15 protein-coding genes are annotated in these 24,543 nt (G+C 35.0%); 13 read left to right on the forward strand and 2 right to left on the reverse strand.

Going from position 1 to position 24,543, the window contains the following annotated elements:
- Positions 1-255 precede the first annotated feature (255 nt).
- A complete protein-coding gene (locus BU804_RS03350) occupies positions 256-1,077 on the forward strand; it encodes an NADAR family protein (RefSeq protein ID WP_075882970.1) in 822 nt (273 codons plus the stop codon).
- Between the two features lie 124 nt (positions 1,078-1,201).
- On the opposite strand, the gene BU804_RS03355 is transcribed toward BU804_RS03350, so the two are convergent.
- Entirely contained in the window at positions 1,202-2,101 is a 900-nt protein-coding gene (locus BU804_RS03355) for a phosphoribosyltransferase-like protein (protein WP_075882971.1), read from the reverse strand.
- Between the two features lie 222 nt (positions 2,102-2,323).
- Here BU804_RS03355 and BU804_RS03360 point away from each other — a divergent pair, with 222 nt between their 5' ends.
- Genes BU804_RS03360 through BU804_RS03370 form a run of 3 tightly spaced genes read left to right on the forward strand, consistent with a single transcriptional unit; the run spans position 2,324 to position 5,359 of the window.
- Positions 2,324-3,316 carry a malate dehydrogenase gene (locus BU804_RS03360; RefSeq protein ID WP_075882972.1) on the forward strand — a complete coding sequence of 331 codons (993 nt, stop codon included), beginning with the start codon at positions 2,324-2,326 and terminating at the stop codon, positions 3,314-3,316.
- 52 nt (positions 3,317-3,368) lie between these two features.
- Positions 3,369-4,529 (forward strand): citrate (Si)-synthase, encoded by a 1,161-nt coding sequence (locus tag BU804_RS03365; RefSeq protein WP_039358852.1) that lies wholly within the window; start codon positions 3,369-3,371, stop codon positions 4,527-4,529.
- An 8-nt stretch (positions 4,530-4,537) separates the two neighbouring features.
- Positions 4,538-5,359, forward strand: coding sequence for a hypothetical protein (locus tag BU804_RS03370; protein ID WP_039358849.1), 822 nt, complete (start codon positions 4,538-4,540; stop codon positions 5,357-5,359).
- A 55-nt stretch (positions 5,360-5,414) separates the two neighbouring features.
- On the opposite strand, the gene BU804_RS03375 is transcribed toward BU804_RS03370, so the two are convergent.
- Positions 5,415-6,419 carry an NAD(P)/FAD-dependent oxidoreductase gene (locus BU804_RS03375; protein WP_075882973.1) on the reverse strand — a complete coding sequence of 335 codons (1,005 nt, stop codon included), beginning with the start codon at positions 6,417-6,419 and terminating at the stop codon, positions 5,415-5,417.
- A gap of 210 nt (positions 6,420-6,629) precedes the next feature.
- On the opposite strand from BU804_RS03375, the gene BU804_RS03380 reads away from it, so the two are divergent.
- The 9 genes from BU804_RS03380 (at position 6,630) to ligA (ending at position 24,520) form a co-directional block, all read left to right on the forward strand.
- Positions 6,630-7,184: a hypothetical protein gene (locus tag BU804_RS03380; protein WP_075882974.1), complete on the forward strand. Its 555-nt coding sequence runs from the start codon at positions 6,630-6,632 to the stop codon at positions 7,182-7,184.
- A gap of 39 nt (positions 7,185-7,223) precedes the next feature.
- Complete coding sequence (locus BU804_RS03385) at positions 7,224-7,973, forward strand: MBL fold metallo-hydrolase (RefSeq protein WP_226996114.1); 750 nt, start codon at positions 7,224-7,226, stop codon at positions 7,971-7,973.
- A 3-nt stretch (positions 7,974-7,976) separates the two neighbouring features.
- Positions 7,977-9,311 carry a GTPase HflX gene (gene hflX, locus BU804_RS03390; RefSeq protein WP_011176311.1) on the forward strand — a complete coding sequence of 445 codons (1,335 nt, stop codon included), beginning with the start codon at positions 7,977-7,979 and terminating at the stop codon, positions 9,309-9,311.
- A gap of 7 nt (positions 9,312-9,318) precedes the next feature.
- The gene (gene radC, locus BU804_RS03395) at positions 9,319-10,014 is read left to right on the forward strand and encodes a RadC family protein (RefSeq protein WP_079988579.1); all 696 of its coding nucleotides are present in this window, start codon (positions 9,319-9,321) and stop codon (positions 10,012-10,014) included.
- A 196-nt stretch (positions 10,015-10,210) separates the two neighbouring features.
- Positions 10,211-17,416 (forward strand): hypothetical protein, encoded by a 7,206-nt coding sequence (locus tag BU804_RS03400; protein WP_075882976.1) that lies wholly within the window; start codon positions 10,211-10,213, stop codon positions 17,414-17,416.
- A 192-nt stretch (positions 17,417-17,608) separates the two neighbouring features.
- Positions 17,609-18,913 (forward strand): tRNA (N(6)-L-threonylcarbamoyladenosine(37)-C(2))-methylthiotransferase MtaB, encoded by a 1,305-nt coding sequence (mtaB, locus tag BU804_RS03405; protein ID WP_075882977.1) that lies wholly within the window; start codon positions 17,609-17,611, stop codon positions 18,911-18,913.
- Between the two features lie 47 nt (positions 18,914-18,960).
- The gene (locus tag BU804_RS03410; RefSeq protein ID WP_075882978.1) at positions 18,961-20,040 is read left to right on the forward strand and encodes a hypothetical protein; all 1,080 of its coding nucleotides are present in this window, start codon (positions 18,961-18,963) and stop codon (positions 20,038-20,040) included.
- 44 nt (positions 20,041-20,084) lie between these two features.
- Positions 20,085-22,268, forward strand: a complete 2,184-nt coding sequence (gene glgB, locus BU804_RS03415) for a 1,4-alpha-glucan branching protein GlgB (protein ID WP_079988580.1) — start codon at positions 20,085-20,087, stop codon at positions 22,266-22,268.
- A 254-nt stretch (positions 22,269-22,522) separates the two neighbouring features.
- Positions 22,523-24,520 (forward strand): NAD-dependent DNA ligase LigA, encoded by a 1,998-nt coding sequence (ligA, locus tag BU804_RS03420; protein ID WP_075882979.1) that lies wholly within the window; start codon positions 22,523-22,525, stop codon positions 24,518-24,520.
- Positions 24,521-24,543 lie beyond the last annotated feature (23 nt).

A 24,543-nucleotide genomic window follows, 5' to 3' on the forward strand; every position in this document is an offset into this window, starting at 1 on the left:
GTCGCCGCCAAACTTTTCTTTTTGGCCTTAAAACACCCCGTTTTAAGGCCCTTTTTTTTGCCCCGTTTCTTTCCTTTGTTTTTAGACTCCCTTGTCAACCGCTCGTTATTTACCCTGATATCCCCAATAAAGCTACTCATGGATTCGTTTTGTATTTAAGAAAAACATTTTATAAATATTCAAATTTAATTTTATAAATATTATTATTTAGAGTGAAAACTTGTTGAATTTATATAAATGTTAAAGAGAGATGATATGAATCCAGAATTAAAATTTGAAACAGCATTGAAAGCTTGCTATGGTCAAAACGAAAAAATAAATAGCAATAAAGAGATTTTATTGTTTCAAAATGGTCAATGGCAAAACGTGGATCAATCCTACAAGAATCTCCAAGCTTTATTTGAGCAAACAATTCAAGAAATAGTTTCGCTAGATTCGAGTCAAATAAATACTCCTTTTTTAGCTGTTTGGATTCGAGATTTTAATGCGGCTAAAACGACAAAAGATTTGCAAAATAAAAAAATTACAACTATTAAAGCCTCTGATACCCATATTCAATTTAGTTCTGTAAAAGGATTTGAATGGTTGTCCAATTTTTATCCCACGCTTATATATGATGCTGAAAATCAATTTATTTATCCTCACGTAGAGGCTGCTTATGTGGCTTTTAAAGCTAAAATGGCGGGTAAAAGTCCAGAAGAAGTCAGAGAATTTGCAATAACAATGGACCCCAAATTAGTGAAACGGCTTGGATCTCATTTGTGGAGATGGGAAACTCCTGAAGATGGTAAAAAAGTAATTCAAGAAATGAGACGTTTGGTGGCATTAAAAGTGAGTCAAAATCCACTAATTAAAACTTGGCTAACGCCTTCGGTGGATCGTTTGTTGACTTTCGAAGAATTTACATCAGATACATTTTGGGGAAGTGGTTATGGAGCAAAGATCAATGATATGCAATCTAATCATTTAGGAAGAATTTTTAATGAAATCAGCAACGAACTCGAAAGCAATAGCAATGTCCAAAATTTCACTAATTCGGCATTGAAAGCAAAATCAAAAAAATCTAAAAATTATTAGTAAGCGGGCCGATTTTTATTTTTCGAATAAAAAATTAACTGCTTAGCTCGAGACCAGACAACTTGACTTTGAAATTCACCAAGTAGAATTTCAAAGTCAAGTTGGTTTTTTACATATTTTTTTCTTACGATTTATAAGGGGGTGTAAATTCAGGAATAAAAGGAACAGGATCGCCTGATGTTTTTGGTTTAGGATGAGTAACAGTTCCTTTTGCTAAAACATCTGGGAATGACATTTGATTGGGAACTTTATGAGCAAACCAATGAAGAGCTGCTGTAGTAGGCCGTTGTGCCTGCGCGTTTTGATCCATACCTTTCCAAAAGATGTCTTTAATTTTGCTTAGATCTTGTGGTCTAATTTCTTCTGAAATTGTTTTCATGATCACAGCATGATAAATCTCAAGTTTGATTCCTTTATCTTTTTGTAATTCTTTTAATTTATTAAGAGCAGTTTGTGTAATATAAGGAATAATGACATGAAAAGTAGGCTGTTCCACTTCAGTTTTTTTTTGAATAATTCTATTAGCACTAGAAATATTGTTAGCCATTTGGTTGCCAGAGTAAGAACCATCATCGACAATAACGTAGTCTCGTACGTTCTTGTTTCCTTCCATTTGGTCTAAAGAGTATTCTAATCTAGCAGCTCCTTCTTCTCCTACACAAAGATAGGCTTTTGCGTCGAATCCTTGTTTCATCACTAATTCTGTTACCCATTTTTGACTTTTTTCAGGTTCGACTAAAGCAATATAATCCGCTACTTTGCCGTCAAATTGCTGATAAGCTCGAGTAAGCGCTTCATGAAATACTTCATAGGAAACGTAGGTAATTTTATTTTGTAAGTTGTTTAATGCTGGTTGATATTTAGCTTCGTAACTTTCTACCCATTGTTTATAAGCATGGCCGTCAATTTGTTTTTCTGGAGAACGTTGTGGTTCCCCCATCGTTAATTCCCCTTCAAATGGATAAGTTCCAATGATAGGGATTCCATCATTAACTGGACCAATATGGTGATTAGAATAATCCATTTTAATTATCCTTTATTTTTTAAATTATTCATTAAAATGAAGGCTAAATTGTTTTAATATATTTTAATTTGTTATCTTTATTTTACAATTCGAATGGATTTTATTTATTAAGCATTTATTAATTATTTGTTAATTGTTTAACTGGATCAAAATTGAATAAATTTTTTTGCGAAATATACAGGGGAAAACTATAGTGAGGATAACTACGTTCAAGGAGAAAATATGTCTAAACCAGTCAAAATTGCAATTTCGGGAGGAGCGGGGCAAATTGCTTATAGCTTATTATTTCGCTTAGCGAGCGGAGAATTGTTTGGGCCTAATCAATTGATTGAATTACAGGTTTTAGAAGTTCCAAATGCTTTGTTAGCTTTAGAGGGTGTAAAAATGGAGATAGAAGATTGTGCATTTCCGCTTCTATCTTCCATTAAGATTTGCAGCGATCCGTATCAAGCATTTGAGGACATTGATTACGCTCTTTTAATTGGTGCAAAGTCACGCGGTCCTGGAATGGAGCGAAGAGATTTATTACAGGAAAATAGTAAAATTTTTGTTAATCAGGGACAGGCTTTAAATGCTGTGGCAAAGTCTTCAGCTAAGATATTTGTTGTCGGGAATCCTTGTAATACGAATTGTTTAATTGCATTAAACAACGCCCCCAGCTTAAAAAGAGAAAATTTTTATGCTATGACTCGTTTAGATCAAAATCGAGCTACGTTTTTTCTTTCCCAAAAAAGTCAAGTTTCAACAAAGGATGTCTCTTGTGTAACGATTTGGGGAAACCACTCTGCGACGCAGGTTCCTGATTTTGTGAATGCAAAAATTAGTCAGAAACCGGTTGAAACTATCATTTCCGACCGTCAATGGTTAGAAAAAGATTTTATAGAGTCTGTTCAAAAACGAGGAGCAGCGATCATTCAAGCTAGAGGAAAATCATCTGCAGCTTCCGCGGCCAGTGCTTTATTAGACGCCATGCGAGACCGGATTTTACCAACCCCCACCGGACAATGGTTTTCTACTGCGCTGTTGTCAGATGGGAATCCTTATGGAATTGAAGAAGGATTAATTTTCTCTTTCCCTTGTCGCGTCAAAAAAAATGGCCAGCTTTCTATTGTTTCAGGGCTTAAATGGGATGCATTTTTGGAGGAAAAAATTAAATTAACAGAGCAAGAATTAAAAGAAGAAAGAGAGATGGTTAGTTCAATATTAAAAATTTGAAATATTTTATTTTTTATTTGATATAAAGATGGATTAAACCCAAGGAATTGTTATGTCTGAAGTCCTGTTCGAAATAACAAAAGAAAGCTTAGAAACTGGTTTAAGGGGTTATCCAGTCGGATACTGTACAACTTCAAGTGTTGATCCTGTCAAAGGTCTTTTTTATGCAGGGCATCCAGTATCAGAAATTGATCAATGGGAACCCGAGCAAGTAATTTATTTGCTTTATCATGGACATGTTGGTAAACCTGAAGAGGTTTCTAGATTTAGTCAAGATTTGTTAATAAGAGCCAATTGCTCAACAGCGTTGATTGAATCGATTGAAAAATTGCCTAGAAATATTCATCCTATGAAACTTTTTTCTATTGCTTTACTTTTAGCAAGTGGATTTGAAGGAAAAAATGATTATCATGAAGATTATTTAAATTTAATCGCGAAAGTTCCTGAAATTGCAGCGACTGTTATTAACCATCATGCAGGATGGGGGAAGACCAAACGATCACAGCCTCAACTCGGCTATATGGAAAATTTTACGCAAATGCTTAATGTGCCAGATGCTAATCAGCAAGAGTTAGCAAGAGCCTTTAAATTTTTTAACGTTTTGCACTATGATCATGGAGGAGGGAATCTTTCAGCTTTTGTTGGTAAAGCTGTTGCTTCAGGCTTAGAAGATTTATATGGATCTATGTCAGCAGCTATGTGTGCATTAGCAGGGCCACGTCATGGAAAGGCTAATCAAGATTGTTTGACTTTTGTTCATCAACTCGTTGAAGAGTTAGGCGAGCATAGCACAGAAGAAGAATTAGAAAGGCTTATTCGGGCTCATTTAGATAAAGGAGAGTTGATATTTGGCTTTGGACACGCCGTTTTACGTGTTGAGGATCCACGAGCTACTCTTCTTTACGAAGTAACTAATCAGTATTATGCTTCCCATGCTCTTGTAAAAATGGCACAGCTTTTAAGAAAAGTGGGTAGTAAAGTGTTGCAAAATAATCCTAAAATTTCAGATCCTTATCCCAACGTTGATGCTATTTCAGGAATTTTATTGACAGCCGCTGGCTTTCCTTGTTCTGAATATTACACTGTTTTGTTTGGACTTGCACGTGTAGTGGGAATTGGAAGACAAATCGTCTATGAAAGAAAAGAAGCGCGAGAAGGAAAAGGCACGCCAATTGTGAGACCTAAATACTTTTTTAAGGAAAATAAACAATAGAAGATTTAATGGATTTTAATGCAATTTCTCATATTTTTAATCGGGCTCTAGCTTTAACATTTACAAAGAAAAAACTTTTATTGGTTTTTTGTATTCTTGCCATGAGCGGTGTTTTAATCGTCTTTTTTCGAGGAGTTTCTCTTCATGCGGGACGTTGGGTACAACTCAGCCTCACTTTTTTACCTATTTTCATTTGTACGGGAATTTTATTATCTGCAGGAATTTTATTAATCCGCATTTATCATGATGAAGTAAAAAATTATGAAGTAAATTATTGGAACATTTTATCCAAATCATGGGAAGTCATGATAGGCGCATCGTATTTTGCTATTCCGATTATTCTGAGTTATTTGCTTCTTTGGATTTTATTAGGAGTTTTTGTCTTATTACAAGAAATCCCAGTTATTGGGGAAGTTTTTGGTTTAATTCTTTCTTTTGCTCCTTTTCTCATTAATTTGGGTACGTTAATATTATGTGTACTTAGCCTTCTAGTTTTATTTTTTGTGGCTCCTGTCATTGCCTTAAGAGGAATCGAAAAAGGAGCTGTTTTTCATTTAACAGTCAAAAGATTAGAGCAAAATCCCTTCAACAATATTTTTTTAATAATGATGTCTTTATTACCTCTGATTTTTATTTTAGGTTTATTACTACTTTCTACATGGATGACTGGAACAATCTTTGTAGAATGTCAAAAGCCTATTTATACTATCCTAAAATGGTTTTTTATTATGCTTCCCTTTGTTGCTTTCCTGACACCTGCTGTAATTTTCTTTTTTAATTTTGCTGCAGAAGCACATGTATTGATGCAGAAACAAAAAGATCTTTCATAACCATCTTAATTCTTTATATGTTGTTGAAGGCTATTTTGTTGTAGACTTTATACAATTAAATTGATTTTGCAATGGCTTTAACAAGTTGCTTGGACATGAGGGCGTGGTATAACAGTCCTTTTGATCCCATGCCGGTTAAAATCCAATGACGGGAAGAAAAGCGATGGATAAAAGGTAGATGCTTGGGACCAACCCCTCTTAACCCTGCATAGCTGTTGACGACAGGAAGCTTTTCTAGGAAGGGTAAAATTGCCTGCGCTTTAGGCATAATTTCTGCAATTGCAATTTCTTTTTCGGGTTCGGCATTTGAAAATTTTTTTTCATACGTAGCTCCCACTAAACAGGTGCGTTTAGATTTAGACATCACAATGTATGCTTGAGAATTTACAGCAACTGGTAAAGGGGGAATAGTGTCTGGCCAGGCTAGCTCTAAAATTTGTCCTTTCACCACCCGTAGTGGTAGAGTGGAAAATTCAGGTAAAAGTGAAGTTTGTGCTCCCATTGCCAAAATAATATAATCGTTATTTTCGATTTCTTGTAAGGAGTGTATTTGTCGTTTTTGGAATCGAGCCCCTCTTTTTTGGCAGGCATTCCATAACCCTCGAAGATAAAGGGAAGAATAAACAATTAATCCTTTTTTTATCCATAAGGCAGGAGCTGGTGCGATTCCCGGTATCCAGGATAGAATTTTTTCTTGGGTTAACCACTCGACATCCATTGGATGGTTTAAAGCACAATTTTGAAAGTCTATAAGTTGTTTCGCACTTAAAGCAATTCGTAAAATTCCTGCACCATCACTAAAAACGGATTGTTTTAGTTCACGAGAAGCAATTTGAAGTAATTCATACGTTGCTTGGAAACCCTCCCATCCCGATAAATTTAATTTTGCTTGACCTCCTACATAGGGATGTAAAAGTCCCGTTGCAATCCCTGAAGCTGCTCCACCGATGCCTTTGGCATCAACAATCTGGATAGACGCGAATTGAAATTGAGGATGATTCAGCAAATGCCAGGCTGTGGCTAAGCCGCAAAACCCAGCTCCTACAATGGTAATTTTCATAATAGTAAAAAATGTTAGAAATCGTTTTAACTTGCTTTAGTGTCTCAAATTCGGAGAAAAAATTGTTTAAAATTTTCCAATTCTTCCGAAAAAATAACAAAGCGTCTACTTTGTTAAAAGAGTTGTATACATGATTGTTTTTCAAAATTGTCATTTAAATCTAACGAGGTTAGTATAAATCGAATAAAAAATGTAAAAAAGGCAGCTATTTTGGAAAACACAAGTATCCATAAACAGGTGAAGCAAATTGCCCTTCTTTTAATAATGGTTGTTTTGTCTGCTGTTTTTTTATCTGCTTTTTTTCTTTATCTTTATAATCTTATAGGGCAGAGCGATGTAAATAAAATGCTGATTGATTCAACTGCTTTTAAAAATTCTCATTTTGAAAAAAGGGAACAACAAGTAGTTGATAGATTAGAGTTTTCTTATTTTGATCCCAAACTGGCTCAATTTGTGATGCGTCTTGTGACATTTAAAAAATATCAAGAGTTTTATCGATTCGGTTCTTCCGAAAACATTTTGCAGTCAGTGGATGGGAAATTGGATCTTGTTTTTCATCATCATTCGACGGTATTAACAATGAAATTGAGATCGAATCCACAAAGTCAATCAGTTTTTCAGATCGCTCAATTCCTATTCCTACCTGATCCTTATTTCCGCATTCAGTTAATTGGAGAGGACAAGAGAGGACGGTGGGTTTATTTTTCCCGGTTTGCACTTTACAAAAAAGTTTTTTCATTATTTACGATTAACCAAAACTTTTAGATTATGGGAAAATTATTATTTCTTGGGACTGGAGCTTCGATGGGAATACCTGTTTTAGGTTGTGGCTGCGAAGTGTGCCATTCTTCTTCTACTTTTAACCAACGCTTACGTCCTTCAGCATTAATTAAAACTCATTTCAAACAGTTTTTGATTGATGTAGGACCTGATTTCCGTTTACAAGCTTTACGTCATCGCATTCATGTCTTAGATGGAGTCATATTAACTCATGCTCATCAAGATCATACAGCCGGTATTGATGATTTGCGTCCCATTTATTATAAACGAATAACTCCTCTTCCTATTTTGCTTTCGGAAATCACTAAAATAGATATCCAACAACGCTACCATTATTTATTTGCTACAGAAAAAAAAGATTTTATTCAACGTTTGCATTTGCAAACGCTTCCTTCAGTTAAAGAAGGAAGCGTGACATTTGAAGGAACTTTTATTAATTATATGACCTATGAACAGGGAGGAATGGCTGTTAATGGATTTCGTTTTGGTGATCTCGCTTATTTATCAGACATTCGAACATTTCCACAAACGATTTTTACTCAGTTACAAGATTTAAAAATCCTTGTTATTAGTGCGTTAAAGTATACAGCTTCTCAGCTTCATTTTTCAATTGATGAGGCATTAGACTTTGCTAATAAAACTGGTGCTGAGTCTGTTTGGTTGACGCATCTTTCACATGAATTAGATCATGATAAAGTAAATGCTTATCTCCCCAAACATGTGAGACTGGCTTATGATGGCTTAGAGATAGAATTTAATGATTATAAGGAATAAGAAATGAAAAATGATAAAACTGTCAAAGATGAATCAGATTTTATTTTACATGAAGAAGAAAAAAATCAGAAAGCTTTATTGATTTCGGTTTATCAAGGGAATAAGCAATTAAGGCTTTGTGAAGAACACTTAGAAGAGTTGGCTTTATTAGCTTATACATTTGGGATTGAAGTTGCAAAAAAAGAGCCTTGCTCACTACGAAAATTCGATGCTTCTACTTATGTTAGTAAGGGTAAGCTAGAGGAATTAATTCAAATCGCTAATGAATTAGCTGTAGATCTTATTATTTTTGATGATGAAATCACGCCTGCTCAGCAGAGAAACTTACAAGCAGCTTTCAATAAGCCGGTTATTGATCGAACAGAATTGATTTTGGGTGTTTTCGCGCAGAGAGCTCACACTAAAGAAGCGCGTTTACAAATTGAATTAGCAAAAATTAAATATGAAGCTCCTCGCCTAAAAAGATTGTGGACTCACCTTTCTCGTCAACAGGGAACTTCAGGTTCTGGCGGGGGAGGGGCTTATTTAAAAGGAGAGGGAGAAAAACAAATTGAAATTGATAAACGAATTCTCAAACGTAAAATGGACGTTTTACAAAAAGAGATAGACGATGTTAAAGCCGTTCGTGAGACGCAACGTTTATCAAGAGTCCGCTCTGCAATTCCTGTTTTTGCTATTATTGGTTATACAAATGCAGGAAAGTCTACTCTTCTCAATGCTTTGACTGATGCAGGTGTATTTGTGGAAGATAAGCTTTTTGCAACGCTCGATACGACCACCCGAAAATTTACCCTGCCTAATAATCAAGATATTTTAATTGTCGACACAGTTGGATTCATTCGCAAGCTCCCTCACTTACTAGTAGCTGCCTTTAAAAGCACGCTTGAAGAAGCAATTGAAGCAGATATTCTTTTACATTTGATTGATGTCAGTCATCCCATGGCAGAAGAACAGGCCGCTACAACTTATGAAGTTTTACAAGAACTTGGAGCAGGAAAAAAGCCTATTATTACAGTTTTAAATAAAATCGATCAATGCGAACATCCTCATATGATTCATCGAATTAGAATGAGTTATCCAAAAAATGTGCAGATTTCAGCTTTAAAAAAAATAGGATTTGAAGAGCTTCAAGAAGCCATGATTCAGGAATTGAGTCGCCAAAGACAAGTTGCTGAATTTCGTATTCCTCAAAGTGATTACGGTAGTGTGAGTGAAATTATCCGTTTAGGACATATTTTATCTCAAGATTATGAAGATAATGATGTTTTACTAAAAGTTGATTTGCCAGCATTAATTGTTGATAAATATGCGCATTATCAAATCTTAGCAGAAAGATAGGATAGGGATGAGAATAAATGAGCATTCCATTCAGTCTTTACCTAAAGAAGAAAGACCTAGAGAGCGATTAATGCGGCATGGCGCAGATTCTTTATCGCTGATAGAAATTCTAGCGATCATTTTAGGTAGCGGTTCAAAAGTGGCTTCAGTTTTGGAAGTATCTCGAGCTTTGGTGACACGATTTGGAGGGTTAGAAGCCTTAATGCAGGCAACTTTGACAGAGTTACTAGAAGTTCAAGGAATTGGATTTGCAAAAGCCATTCAATTGAAAGCAGCCCTTAATCTTGGATTTCGAGCGACGCGCCAACAAATTAAATCTCGCTATTTAATCAATCATTCCTCTCATGCCTACCAGCTGGTCAAAGATGAGCTTGAAAATGAGAATAAAGAAATCTTTATGGCGATATTTCAAGATACAAAAGGATATTTAATTACTTATGAAGTAATTTCTATTGGAAGCTTGTCCCAAACGCTTGTCCATCCAAGAGAAGTTTTTTATTCTGCGATTCGCCACAAAGCAGCCAGTTTAATTGTTGTTCATAATCACCCAAGTGGCGATCCAACGCCTTCAAATCAAGATTTAAAATTGACGCAAACATTATTAGAGGGAAGTCGATTGCTAGGCATCCCCCTTCGAGATCATTTAATTATTGGTAAAAACTCTTACGTATCATTTAAAGATCAAAACCTTTTGTTAAAATAAATAGTCTACAAATTTTTTTTGGCATAAAATATGCAGAAATCTTTTTAGTAAATGTATTTTTAGGTTTTTTTAAGATTGAGTTGTTTTTATTTTAAGATATTATTTTTCTGTGAGTATCGATTTACTAATATAATTTTATTTGTTAAAATATAGTTATGTTAAAAATAATAAAATTATAAATAATTTTTAGGTTTTTATGGCACCGATAAATTCTGTCCCACCTTCAAGCCATCTCTCTCAAAGTGATCAATCAAATACTAACGTTGTAAAAGTTGATACTACAGTCAGAACTGATGAAAAAGCCCAAAATGTTTTAAAGGATCAAACTTATTGGGGTGGATCTTTCAATCCTCTGAATTGGGGGTGGGGAATATTAGGTCCTAAAGAACCTAAGGATTCAGATGACATGGATGATGGGGCTGAGCCAAATTTAGATACTGATACTGAGGAAGAGCAAAGCGAGAATTTAGACTGGACTGAAACGGTTGCAACAAACTCGAGAGAGTCTCTAGCAGAAGAGATCCCCTTTTTAAATTCACAAGAAACAGAACTAGATCCTTTTGATACAATTTCCTCTCTTAATAATGAAAATTCTGAGCAAATATCTGCTGCTAAGTCAACCGCTGAAAAAGCAAATGAAATCACTGCCACTCGTATTTGGAATGCTATCACAACTGTTAGTTCTGCTTTACAGACCATTGGTTCATCTGTGAAAGCAGGGACATTTGCTGCCTTAAAAAAAGGTGGTGAAATGTATGTTTCAAATTATGCGAAAAATTTAGATAAAGAAGTTCTTGTTGCAGAAGCTTATGAGCGAATTCACGCTTCGGGAGTCGGTTCTGAATATATTGCTTTTTCACAATTTGTGACTAAAATTCTTTACGAGCCTATTACCAATTTAATTCCCTCTACTATCGATATAGATAAACAGTTTATCAAAGACCTTTTAGATATTAATTTAGCCATTGCTTTTTCAAATCTTGCTGTGAATGTACAAAAAGAGGGAAAATCGATTAAAAACTTTGGGAATCAGCCTGTTTTAGTTAGCATCATTTCTTTATTTGCTCAAAAAATTTCCGAACCTGTCGCTGAAGTAAAAATGGCACAAGTTGAAGAAAAGTATCGTGAGCATAGACAAAAACACGCTAAATTAATCAAAGAAATTTTTCCAAATATTGATGATGATTCTGAAAAGAAAACTCTTTTAAATCAGTGGGCAAATGGACAGCTTACAGGATCTCTTTCTAATACATCGTTATTTCCTGAATTTCAAGGTTTATCAGAAGAAATTCTCGAAGGTTATGTCATGCAAGGTGCGGACGATTCGACAAGAATTGGAAGCCGGTGGAATCAGGCGAGAATTTTAGCATCCAGTATGGAAAAAGAGATAGAACGTCGACAAGAACTAAAAGCTATCTTTAAACCAGCTGTTGATGATCTCATCAAATACTGTTTTCCAAACAAAGTGAAAGATTTGGTGATTCCAAAGCTCAATTTATCAACAATAGGCATGGGATCTTTACAAGAAAAACTTGAGGGTTTTATTTACAATTCCTTAGTGGATGTATTAACCAATCAATTGGTTGAAGCTTATAATCCACTTGAAAAAGATCTTACACTTAAACAAGAAAGAGAAAAAGTAATCCAGGATCGCATTGGAGATGTAAATATTGAAGGATTAATCGATGCGCCAGCTGCTCTTATTCTTAATTTAGGAAAAAAATTTATACAGACTGATCCAAAAGTGATTAGTTTGGTAGAAGATATTTTAAATACACCTAGCCTAGCTGTTCAGCCGCAAACAACTTCTGCAATTTTAGCGAAATGTTCTCAAGAACAATTAGCAGGTTGGATTGTAGAGTCTGTTCAAACAATGTTGCATACGAATGATCCCAACCTACTTAAGGTGGGTTATTTTACCCAAGGTGTTTTGAGAAATTTAACTCTATCTTTATTAGCTCAAGGAGCAGAATTAGTTATCCCTGAAGGTCAAACAATCGATGAAGGTCAATTTATTAAGGAATTAATAGACCGGATTCTAGCAAAAATTAAAACGATTGAAGAGGAAAAAGTTATCACTGACGAGTTTTTAAAAGATTTTGCACGTAAATTACCTTTACCTGATTTTTTAATAGAAAAATTGCTGATACCACAGCTCATAGAGAAAGCAAAAAGTTTGCAGAATGTACTCACTGAAATGAGCCCAAATTTTCAACAAGTTCAGTCTCTTTATGATGATGCAGTACAAAAAGTTAATGAATATCAAGAAGGTGAGCAGCTTTTAGAAATTAGCCAGGCCTTCAGTCATCAAATTGTCGATACAGCTTTATCTCGCCATCTTGATTTGATTGATTCGATAGGATTGGGTAGCGAATTAGAGGAATTATTTAACACCTATTTACCAGGTCTAAAAATTGATGAGACTTTAAAACAATGGTTTAAGAGAAACATCACGGCTTTAACTGCAGATTCTATGGGAGAGCCAGAATCAGTTTCTTTAATAAAGAAAGGGGTACAAGCCGCTATTTTGAAAGCGATGATCAATACGATCCAAATTAATTTTCATGAGGACAGCAGTGATTATGCTGCTCAATTATTTTCAAATATTCATCAAGCTTTTCAAAAAGCTTTTCCTGTATTGAATGCAGAAAAAATTGAAGAAATGAAAACGGCCCTTGCGTTGCAAGGGACTATCACCAAAAATGATCAAGAGATCAAACACCTTCAAAAAATTATTGCGAATCCATTCTCGGGAATTACTCCAGAACAATCTCTACTAATCCAAGCTGTTATTCAAGGAAACAAGCAACTTCTTCGTGCAAGTCATGAAGTAATGCTTCTGGAAAACAGATTAAATCACATTTTTGAGAAATTAAATAAAAATCCATCAATTGATTGGAGTCGCCCTCAATTAAATAAAGCTAGAGCAGCTATCGCTTATCGACAAACAATTCAAGATCAATTTCAAAACGAAAAAGAAAGTCAAAGTTTAATGAGTGATTTAGCAGTCATTCGATCGCTCAAATTGAAATTGGATGACAAATTAGCTTCATCCGCTGCTTTAATTGATTTACAAAAGCTACAAGAGGAGCAATTACATTTAGACATGTTGATTACGCTTTTTTCTCTTTCAACAGAAGAACTTTCGCTAGTTTCTGAAGCGATGGTGATGGAAAAAACGCTTCAAAATGCGAATAAAGAGCATGATTATCTGTTGAAGGTTTTACAAGAAAAGGAAAAGGCCGTTCAAAACGAAAAACCTTCCATTAATCAAGCACAATGGGATCAAGCATTAATTCAGAAAGATTTTGTTATTGATGCTTTTCATCAAATTCAAAAATATAAAGAAGAAAATTTATGTTTAACAGTAGAATTAGATAAGCATTTAGGCATGTTCCAAGTTCTGGTTAATGAATTGTCAGGCTTAATTGGTCTGGGGCAAAAAGAAAAATTAGAGCTTCCAGTCGCCATTCAAGATCAAATTTGGCCTTATATAGAAAGTGTTAAAGAAAAGCAGCTAGGCCGACTCGTTTTTGCTCAACTTTCTCCTATAATTTTAGCTATTGTTGAAGCAAAATCTAATCAACAGATATTGGCTTCAATGGGAACGCGAAGCCAGTTGTTAGCTCAACTTTCACATGTCGCTGCAAGTAGTCTTATAGATCATCTACCTAAAATGGTGGCAAGTTATAAGCCTCTTGCTCAATCCATATTAAAGTTGGGTAACATTATAGCCCCTTCTGAAGGTCAAATTGTTGCTATGGAACAAGCCTTAACTGATGAAATGCAAAAGCAAGGGTTAAGCGCATTAAATTTAGGTCAAATTAAACATTTTTTAGAAAAACGGATTCCTCAGGAAGATATTGATCGTGTTGGTGAACGGCTTCTTGCTTTGAAAGAAAGCAGGCAGATTTTATCAGAAGAGCATATTCGTACCATTTTAGCTGAAAATCAAGAACTTTATGAATTAAATCTGGATAAGAAATCGAAAGAATTGGTTTTAGAGCTTCATCACATGTTTATTCAGTTAGGGAAAGAACACCTTACTACCGAATTAGTGGTTTCAGCGTTTGAAAGAGCTTTAAACCAAACGTTAGATGAACAAGGCCAAGAACTTTTGAAAGCTTCTTTAGAAAATCAAAAAATACTTGGACACATTAAGAAGATTCTCTTGACTCCTGAACGTTTAGCAGAATTATTAAACGATGCTATTCCTGGAGCAAGCAGCTTGCATACTCTAATGGCTCCTCAAATCCAAGAGATGTTATCTGGCACGGGAACTGTTTTTCAAGGTAATTGGAGTATACTTGAGCGTTATGTAGAAGGAACTTTATTAAAAGTTTTTGTTAAAATTGCAGAAACTAATGAAGGAGAAAATTCTTTAGCTGTTATTGGTGAAAAGTTAAACAATTTTATTCAAGATCCAACGCTAATTCAAGGTCGTTCCAAAGAAGAAGCGGCTAATTTGGTGACAGAAAAAATATTAAAAAATATTTTAGGTGTTCAATCTGAGCAAGATATTATTGGTATTCCAGCAGTTTTGCAAAAAATGGCTTATCAAATTCTTAAAGAACAGGCTTATGAACACTTAAGTCCCGTTCTTTTGCCTATGATAGAAAAAGAGCAAAATAAAGAAATACTTAAGCATGCCTCAGGCTCCAAGCTGCTTGGAAATCTCGCCCGAGCTTTTTCAAAAGATGTATTTAAAGTTTTTCCTTCTGTTTTTAGAAGCTTGCGCCCAACAGCTAATCTTATTTTTAAGGATTTAGCCGGACGTGAACCAACAAGTGCTGAACTTGATGAATTTACACACAAAATTGCAGAGTTGACAGAGCATGCTCGCGAGCAAATGATCACGAATAAAGCTGTAGTAGATGCCTATTTACAAACGGCGCATCTTCATATAGAAAATGAAGTTGAATTTACAAATCTCATTCAAATTATTGATCAAAAAAGTTACAGAGATCAACTTTTTATACTTTTGGAAGAGTTATTTGATGTATTAATAACCCCTGAGCAAGTTACTAACTCCTTGCAAAAAGGTTTACCTCAAATGAATGGAGCTATTGCTCAACAGTTAGCAAATCAACTTGAATCAACAACGCGTTTAGATAACCCAGCCTATCAGAATTTGTCCGGATTTGCCTCAAATTATGTGGAATCTATGTTTTTACGATTGTTCGTAAAAATAGCTCAGAAAAATCCTCCAAGTAGAGGTAAGGATAGTTTAATTGTTTTAACTGAAAATCTGTTGGCAGTTGTTGAGCGCAAATACCAAGAAGCTAAAACTAGGCAGATCGAAGTTGTCGCGCAAGAACTCAATGACGAAGTTTTTAAAGAAATTTTAGGATTAGATTCTGAGGAGGCTTTTGAAGGAATTCCAAAACCTCTAAGAAAAGTAGTGTATGACGCTGTTAAAGATCAGCTTAACCAATTAGTTCTGCAAATTCATCACCATGTTTCTGAAACAGCAGATCAGCAAAATCAGACTATTTTTCATACCAAAGAATCATTAAAAAAATACGGTGTGGAAGCTCAAACGGGTAGAGCTTATGTCGATATTATAGTAGAGGATATATCTCAGGAGGTAATGAGAGCTATTCCTTCTATCATCAATGAAGCAGGATCTAATGGAAACCGTTTGATTAATAAAGCGACGACTGGAATAAATAGTTATTTAGAAGATTTATCAAAAGCTAATTTTGAAGTCGCTAAAGTATTGCTCAATTATGCAAAAGCACCAGCCTTCCAACAAATGGTTGGAGAGAAAATTGAAAAAGTTTCAGCTTCGGATGTTCTAATCGAAGATAAACAAAAAGTGGCTGCTCTTGTAGGTAATCTCGTTTTAGGAAATCTGCATCAGCTATTTGAGAGAGTGATTCATTTTGAAGAAGAGCAGGGGGCTCAATTCAATCGTAATTTGATGAGTAATCTTTTCAGCGTAGTTGGTAAACATATTGAAATATATAACAAAGCTAAAAAAATAGCAAAAGTTGCAGGTAGAAACCACATTAGCCATGAAGATTTTGTAAAAGCAGCAGATTCAGAGCTACACTCTGCTATTCCAACTAAACCGATTAGTTACGATCTGTCTGTCGCTGAAATCAATAAACGTTTGAATGAACGCTTAACAATTGAACAGCAAAATCTTTTAAAGATTGAGTTAGCAAACATGGTGGCTTTACAAGTAAAAGGGGACGAGGCTATATCCATCAACAAATTGGTTAGAGTCATCGAAAAAATACGTGGCGTCCCTCAAGATGCTCAACCTCTTAGTAAAAGTCGCAAACATGCTCTAAATAAAGTTATTGATGGTAAATCAATCAAAGATTTTATTAAGAGTGATGCAAATATTATTAAAGCTCAAAGACAAACACATTTTCACGATCCTGCGACTAAAACATTGATGAAAATGTTATTTCCAAATGGTAAAAAAGATTTAGATTTCATTCCTGAAAATCTTCGTTTGACGACTTGGAAATTGTTAAAAACAGATGTGTTCCCCATCGCAATTCAGTCATTTGTTGAAACTGTGCTTGATGAGGCAAATGTTAAAAAAATTATTTCAAGCGCACTAGCAATTACTCAAGAAACTTTAAATAAAGAAATTGTTTTAGATACAACTCCTCCTGGAGATCCTTCTTTAGAACAATTGAATGATGCGTCCGCAGAGTTAATAGCGGCTGTATTAGAAATGGTTGAATTACCTGCAGTTGTAAAAAATAAATTGAGAAATTCTAAAACGGGTAAAATTGATCCATCATTGAAGCGGGCTATTGGAGCCTCGTTAGGAAAACAATTTAATGAAAACTTTATAGAAAAAATTTTGAAATCAGCTCTTAAAAGTGCAGCTGAGCGGGTTCCATTGACTCGAGAACCTACAATTTCGATTGGTCCTTCTTCTGAAACCGCTAAAAAAATTAAGCGTGAGCAAAAAATTACAGAACTTGATGTAAAAATCAAACAACAAACTTACGATGTTGTAGATGCTAGTGTTTCTTATGCGATTAAGAATTTATGGAAGATCGCTCAAGCAAAATTTGATGACCTAGTTTTCAAAGCTTTTGGGAAAATGGGGCTTAATCTCAAAAATGCCTTGGATGTCTTATTTAATTTTATTTTCTTTAAAATAATTGGGTCTGTTCTTGAATTTATCTATGACAAAACAGGGCTTAAAAAGTTAATGAAAAAAGTTCTTTATAATTTCTTATCTCTAGATGCCAATCGTGAGAGAATTTTAGATTTCTTAACTTGTACACCAGATAATCAACCGGTGGATTCTCATCCTTTACATCTAGAAGCTTTGATTTACAATTTAGCGAAGGAAATACACATAACTGTAGAAAAAGCTTTAAGAGAAGATACTTTTTCTTTTCCAGTTGAAGAAAATAGTGTTTCATAAAGCTTGTTTTAATAAAGTTTTTAGCTAAATGGGTAATTTATTTTATAGGAGGCTAGGCTAGCCTCCTTTTCATTTAAAAATTTTTTAAAAGAAAAAATTCTTTCATTCAAGTTAGCTAACTAACGTGAGTTTATTTTCTCAATTTGATATATCTTTAAGCGAATTACATCTGAAAATACATAAAGTAAATGCATGGAAAACGAAACTAATAAATTTAAAATTATAACTTTAGGTTGTCGAACAAATCAGTATGAGTCACAAGCCTATCAAAATCAATTGCTGAGGATGGGATATCAGGAGGCTAAAGAAGGTGAAAAAGCTGACATCTGTATTGTCAATACATGCACGGTTACGGAATCTGCAGATAGTAGTAGTCGACATGCTATTAGGCAATTAGCAAGAGAGAACCAAGGAACGCAACTGTTAGTGGCTGGATGTTTTGCTGAAAGGCAACCAGAAATCATTCAGAAGATAGATGGGGTCACTCATGTCATTCCCAATCGGGAAAAAGAACAGTTGCTGGCTCGTTTATTCCCTAAAGAAAATCTCCCTGAATTTTCAATCACTCAATTTGATTCGCATACAAGGGCTTTTATTAAAGTGCAAGATGGGTGTAATTCTTTTTGCACTTATTGTATTATTCCTTATGTAAGAGGGCGTTCCCGTTCAAGAAGTGTGGAAGAAATACTTGAAGAAGCAAAAGCATTGATTTCGAATGGATATAAAGAAATTGTTTTAACAGGAATTAACATTGGTGATTTTGATGGAAAAGTTGCTAAAGGGGAAAATCCTGTTAGGCTATCCGAACTTGTTCGAATGGTGGATCAATTGCCTGGCTTAGAGCGCCTTCGCTTATCTTCAATAGACCCTGACGAGGTAGACGATGAGTTAAGTGACGCCATTCTAAATGGGAAGCATACATGTCATTCGATGCATATCGTTTTGCAATCAGGATCGAATGTCATTTTAAAACGTATGAATCGCAAATATACAAGGCAAATTTTTTTAGATACTATTGATAAATTAAAAGCGGCTCACTCAGATTTTACTTTTACGACAGATATTATCGTGGGTTTTCCAGGAGAGACAGATTTAGACTTTCAAGATACGATAGAAGTTATGAAGCATGTTAAATTTGCTAAAGTGCATATGTTTCCTTACAGTGATCGACCTCGCACACGCTCGAATCTGATGCCAAACAAAGTTTCACCTGAAATGATACGGATGCGCAAACAAGAAATTTTACGTGTTGCAGAGCAAACTGCTTACAAGTTGCGAGAAGGTTATCTCAATCGACGCATGAAGATTTTAACGGAAAGCATAGATGAAGCAAGGCCTGGCGAAATTCACGGGCATACAGAGAATTTCTTAAGTGTATGGATTCAGGATGAAGGCATTCAATCTAATAAGATTGTTGAAGTAGAGCTCGTAGCTAATACACCTGCAGGGCTAATTGGAAAGCCATGTCTAAATCCTTTCAAATTATACCGATCTTAGTGGGTAGGTAACATCTTTAGTAAAAACTCAACCTAAGTTAATAAATAATGATTAAGATTGCAGAGCGGTTGCGCCCTTTTAGTCACCAAAATGGGACTTTATGTTTAATTCCTATGTCCTCTTTTGCTGTTCAAGTATTTCCTTGTTTGATTCGTTTGTTTCGTTGGGATTTACCTACCCCTCAACTTGTTAACGAATATCATATTTTTTTAAAGGGTCCTGTTGAAGACTTTACTATTCAAACAGATTTAGAAAAAGGTAAAATTCTTGTTTGGGGAAAAACAGCTCTCGGACCGATTCGCTATATTATTACATCGACTTCCACTGGCATATCACTGATGTTAGATCGTTTCTCTGAACAAGGAATCATTTTTAAAAATCAAAATGAAGAACAATATGTGTTGAAAGGGAAATCGATTTATTTAATCAAGTTGATGCAAAGATTAGAGCATCTCTCCTTAGAAAGACTTTCTCTAGGGAATCATAAAAGACAAGATTGGGATTTAATCAAACGTCGGTTGGATTTAACTGAAATCTTTCCCATTTGGTATAGTTTAGGACAATGGATCCCCACTAGTTTAGGAATCAATAACGCTTTAGAGGAAATGGGATGCCATTTCCGAAAAATTGAAGAAATTATTAGTCAGAATCAATCCGATCAAGCAGTTCCTATTTGGAAACAAATCTTTCAAACGACTTTTCAAGGAATTTTAGTCCCTTTTTGGGAAGACGAATTTTTTCAAGGGATTATTGATCAAACAATAAGTCCTGTTTGTTCCCCTTTAGCCCTTTTGAAGAGGGGAATGCATTTGATGCAACGTCATTTTATTCAACAAGAGTTTAATCATATTTATTTGTTGCCTGTTTTACCCCCTGAATTTCATTGTGGTAGATTATTATCTATAAAATTAGCGGAACAGGGGCTTTTAAACATGGAATGGACTAAAAAAGTCATTAGACAAGCTTCTTTTTATTCTGCTCAACAACAAGATTTATATTTACATTTCCGTCAGGTAAAAAAATGTCGCATTAAAAAACAGGGTCAGAAGAAAACTGAATGGATAACGTCTGGTGAATGTTTTAATTTTGAAAAAAATTGTTATTACATCTTTGACAATTTTAAATAATTGACTATGATCCAGTCCAATTGCTGATTCCAATAAGGTAGACTATGATGACTATGCAACAGACTGAATTTGACTCTCAATTTAATGAACACATTTATCGTATCGTTCATGTTGTTCATCACCAACCTCATGCTTTTTTGGGTCTTCATTCTTTTTTCGAAGGATCTAAAGTTATTCGACTTTGGAGACCCAATGCGCAACAAATCTTTCTAGAATTATTCGGAAATATTGTTGAAGCTAGGCGTATTCATGAAATGGGGATTTTTGAATGCATTGTTCCTAGTCATACAACAGCTATTGATTATAAAATATTTCATCAAAATGGAAAACTTCATTTTGATCCTTATGCATTTCTACCTACATTTGGAGAAGTCGATCAATATCTGTTTGGAAAGGGTGTCCATTATGAACTTTATCACCAAATGGGCGGAAGATTAACCACGCATCAGGGTACTCAAGGAGTAAAATTTGCTGTTTGGGCTCCTAATGCGAAAAGTGTTTCCTTAATGGCTGATTTTAATCATTGGGATGGAAAAGTCAATCCTATGCGTATCATGGGATATTCGGGTGTTTGGGAATTATTTGTACCTGGTTTGCAAGAGGGAGAAAAATATAAGTTTGAAATTCATACTCAACAAGGGGAAAGAATTCTTAAATCCGATCCTTATGCGTTGTCAAGTGAACTGCGTCCAGCAACGGCCTCTAAAATTGCTAATATTGAGCGTTTTCAATGGCAAGACCAAGCGTGGATGGAACAAAGAAAGACGAAAAATTGGACTTCTTTACCCATGAATATCTATGAAGTTCATTTGGGGTCATGGAAAAAAAAGGATTCGAATTCAGAATTTTTAAATTATCGAGAACTTGCCCATGAATTGACTGCCTATTGTTTAGATATGGGATTTACTCATATAGAACTTCTTCCTATTCAAGAACATCCTTTAGATGAATCTTGGGGATATCAAGTTTCTGGTTTTTATGCCCCAACTAGTCGCTTTGGGCACCCTGAAGATTTTCAATATTTTGTGAATTATCTTCATCAACACCAGATAAGTCTTATTTTAGATTGGGTTCCCGGACATTTTCCAACAGATGCATTTTCATTAGCACGTTTTGATGGTTCAGCTCTTTATGAACATGCAGATCCTCGTCAAGGCTATCATCCTCATTGGCATACAAATATATTCAATTTTGGTCGACATGAAGTCTCCAATTTTTTAATTGCTAATGCCTTGTATTGGTTAGAAATCATGCATGTCGATGGCCTTCGAGTCGATGCTGTTGCTTCCATGCTATATTTAGATTATGGCAGAGAGGAAAATGAGTGGATTCCCAACGATGTTGGAGGGAAAGAAAATTTACAAGCGATCGAATTTTTAAAACATTTGAATTCTATTGTGCATTCTAAATGCCCAGGTTCATTAATGATCGCGGAAGAATCTACATCATTTACAGGAGTTACGCATTCCGTAGAAAAAGGTGGATTGGGATTTGACTTGAAATGGAATATGGGATGGATGAATGATACACTGCGCTATTTTTCCAAAGATATGTTATTTAGAAACTACCATCATCACGATCTAACTTTTGGATTAGTTTATGCATTTTCTGAAAAATTTATTTCTGTTTTTTCACACGATGAAGTCGTTCATGGTAAAAAAAGCTTATTGAGTAAAATGCCTGGGGATATGTGGCAACAATTTGCTAACTTACGTTTATTGATTAGTTATATGATTTGTCAACCGGGTAAAAAACTGCTGTTTATGGGTGCAGAAATTGGACAATGGAATGAATGGAATTGTAAATCGGGACTGGAATGGTTTTTATTGCAATTTCCTACCCATGCTGGAATTCACAAATTTGTTCAGGAAATTAATCACTTTTATTTAAAACAGCCAGCTCTATGGCAAAAAGACTTTAGTCATGAATCTTTTGAATGGGTAGATTTTGCAGATATGCACAATAGCGTGATTAGTTATGTCCGTAAAGGGGGTACAGAACGCCTTCTTTGTGTCCATAATTTTACGCCTCTTTATCACTCTGATTATATTTTACACTTAAGTCAGTTTGAGCACATTGAAGAAATCTTTAATTCAGATGCAGAGAAATTTGGAGGCTCTGGAAAACATAATTTGAACCCAGAAATTATTCGAAATGAAGCTAGGTCTGTAATAGGGGTACGTCTCATCTTAGCCCCTGTTGCTACCCTAATCTTTAAACTCTCTTAGTTGCTTGGTAAACTAGACGGTTTAAATTTTTTTTGAAAACCTGCCCAGAGACTCAAAATTCATGTGTATGAACTTAGAAAAACAAAATCATTTTACATGTTGACAAGTGGTAGTTTCTAACAGGCAAATTTTATTTCTCTGTATATTTTTATTTACTCAATATCGATTCACATGCAAATTTGAAGCGAAAAACTCAACTTCTCGATTCGAAATATTAAATAACATAATAAAATTAAAATTTAGGTTATGTCTCAATGATCACGCAAAAAGATTATGAAAAACTTTGTCATGAAATTTGGCATCATAACAAACTTTATTACATTGAACATCAACCCATTATTTCTGATGAAGAATTCGATGTTCTTTTAAAAAAATTGGAAGAAATCGAGCGATCGCATCCTGAATGGATCACGGAATTTTCTCCCTCTCAACGCGTTAATGAAAGTTTAACAAGTGGTTTTAAGACAGTTGCACATCGTACTCCTATGCTGTCTTTAGCAAATACGTATTCTAAGGAAGAAATTGAGGATTTTATTAAACGTCTTCAAAAACTCGTCGGAAAACGACAAGTAGAATTTTCTGTAGAGTTAAAAATGGATGGGATTGCAATTACTGCTATTTATGAACAAGGAATTTTTAAGCGCGGAATTACAAGAGGAAATGGAAAAAGAGGGGATGACATCACTACTAATATGCGAATGATTGAAAATCTTCCTCTTCAACTTAGGGGAGAAAATCTTCCTGATTTCTTAGAAATTAGGGGGGAAGTTTTCATGCCACGACAAGTATTTCTGCAATTAAACGAACAAAAGTTACAAGATGGAGAAGTACTCTGGGCTAACCCACGCAACGCTGCAGCAGGATCTTTAAAACTCTTGGATCCAAAAATGGTTGCGGAACGAAGGCTAGCTGTTGTTTTCTATGGTCTTGCTGAAGATTCTTCTGCCTCTATCAAAAAGCAAGCTGAAGTTCCTTCATTTTTTCGATCTATTGGTCTTCCGGCATTAGAACATCACGCATATTGTCAAAATATTGAACAGATATGGAAATTTGCTGAAGAAATTCGATCTTTGCGAACTACTCTTTCCTATGATATCGATGGGATTGTTATCAAATTAAATGATTTTAAAGATCAAAAAAGATTGGGTGTCACAGGCAAAAGCCCTCGTTGGGCTATTGCTTATAAATTTGCTGCTGAGCAAGCAAAAACCAGAATTATTGACATCACTGTTCAAATTGGAAGAACGGGTGTTTTGACTCCAGTTGCAGAATTAGAGCCTATCTTTTTGTCAGGAAGTACGATTGCGCGAGCCTCCTTATATAATCAAGAAGAAGTGCAACGAAAAGATATTCGAATTGGAGATTTAGTCACTATTGAAAAGGGAGGAGATGTCATTCCCAAAGTTGTGAATGTCGAATTATCTCAGCGTCCTTTACATTCCCAACCTTGGCAAATGCCTCTTTACTGTCCTTCTTGCGGGACGCAAGTCATTAATATCATAGGAGAGGTAGCTGTTCGATGTCCCAATGAAAATACTTGTACTGAACAAAAAATTAGAAAATTGATCTATTTTGTGGGAAAGCAAGCTATGGATATTAAACATATGGGAGAAAAAATCGTCATTCAGTTATTTCAAAAAGGATTTATCCATCTTCCATCTGATATATTTGCTTTAACTGAAGGGCAAATTTCGCAGTTGGCGAATTTTAAAACTAAAGCCATTCAAAATTTAATGAGAAGTATTGAAGAGTCCAAATATGTCTCTTTGGAACGTTTTATTATGGCCCTTGAAATTAAATATATAGGAATAGGGACGGCCGAATTATTAGCGGCAAGAGCTGGGACTATTGAAACGCTTATGCAATTAAACGAAAAAGATCTTATCAAAATAGAGGGGGTGGGCGAAAAAGTTGCACAGGCTGTAGTTGAACATTTTCAAAATCCAAAGCATCGGCAAGAAGTTTATCGATTATTAGAATTAGGTGTTTGTCCCCAATCTAAAACAGTTCAAATTTTTACGAACCATGCTTTTCAAGGAAAAATTTTTGTACTTACAGGAAGTTTGGAACATTATACAAGACAAAGTGCTGCTAGTTTGATTAAAGAACGAGGGGGAAAAGTTTCAGATTCAGTTAGCAGAAAAACCAATTATGTGGTTGCAGGAGCCGAGCCTGGATCTAAGCTTGACAAAGCCCGAACATTAGGAATTCCAGTTCTCAACGAAAAAGAATTTATGAGTCTTTGTCATTAGCTTCTAAAAAAACTATTGAGAGT

The organism is Candidatus Protochlamydia sp. W-9 (genome assembly GCF_001950615.1).
Lineage (GTDB): Bacteria > Chlamydiota > Chlamydiia > Chlamydiales > Parachlamydiaceae > Protochlamydia > Protochlamydia amoebophila.

Excerpts from the sequence above, each read along its gene's own strand:
- BU804_RS03400 (WP_075882976.1), top strand. The coding sequence starts at position 10,211 with ATGGCACCGATAAATTCTGTCCCACCTTCAAGCCATCTCTCTCAAAGT.
- BU804_RS03370 (WP_039358849.1), top strand. The coding sequence starts at position 4,538 with ATGGATTTTAATGCAATTTCTCATATTTTTAATCGGGCTCTAGCTTTA.
- glgB (WP_079988580.1), top strand. The coding sequence starts at position 20,085 with ATGATGACTATGCAACAGACTGAATTTGACTCTCAATTTAATGAACAC.
- BU804_RS03365 (WP_039358852.1), top strand. The coding sequence starts at position 3,369 with ATGTCTGAAGTCCTGTTCGAAATAACAAAAGAAAGCTTAGAAACTGGT.
- BU804_RS03410 (WP_075882978.1), top strand. The coding sequence starts at position 18,961 with ATGATTAAGATTGCAGAGCGGTTGCGCCCTTTTAGTCACCAAAATGGG.
- BU804_RS03360 (WP_075882972.1), top strand. The coding sequence starts at position 2,324 with ATGTCTAAACCAGTCAAAATTGCAATTTCGGGAGGAGCGGGGCAAATT.
- radC (WP_079988579.1), top strand. The coding sequence starts at position 9,319 with ATGAGAATAAATGAGCATTCCATTCAGTCTTTACCTAAAGAAGAAAGA.
- BU804_RS03355 (WP_075882971.1), bottom strand. The coding sequence starts at position 2,101 with ATGGATTATTCTAATCACCATATTGGTCCAGTTAATGATGGAATCCCT.
- BU804_RS03385 (WP_226996114.1), top strand. The coding sequence starts at position 7,224 with ATGGGAATACCTGTTTTAGGTTGTGGCTGCGAAGTGTGCCATTCTTCT.
- ligA (WP_075882979.1), top strand. The coding sequence starts at position 22,523 with ATGATCACGCAAAAAGATTATGAAAAACTTTGTCATGAAATTTGGCAT.
- BU804_RS03350 (WP_075882970.1), top strand. The coding sequence starts at position 256 with ATGAATCCAGAATTAAAATTTGAAACAGCATTGAAAGCTTGCTATGGT.
- mtaB (WP_075882977.1), top strand. The coding sequence starts at position 17,609 with ATGGAAAACGAAACTAATAAATTTAAAATTATAACTTTAGGTTGTCGA.
- BU804_RS03375 (WP_075882973.1), bottom strand. The coding sequence starts at position 6,419 with ATGAAAATTACCATTGTAGGAGCTGGGTTTTGCGGCTTAGCCACAGCC.
- hflX (WP_011176311.1), top strand. The coding sequence starts at position 7,977 with ATGAAAAATGATAAAACTGTCAAAGATGAATCAGATTTTATTTTACAT.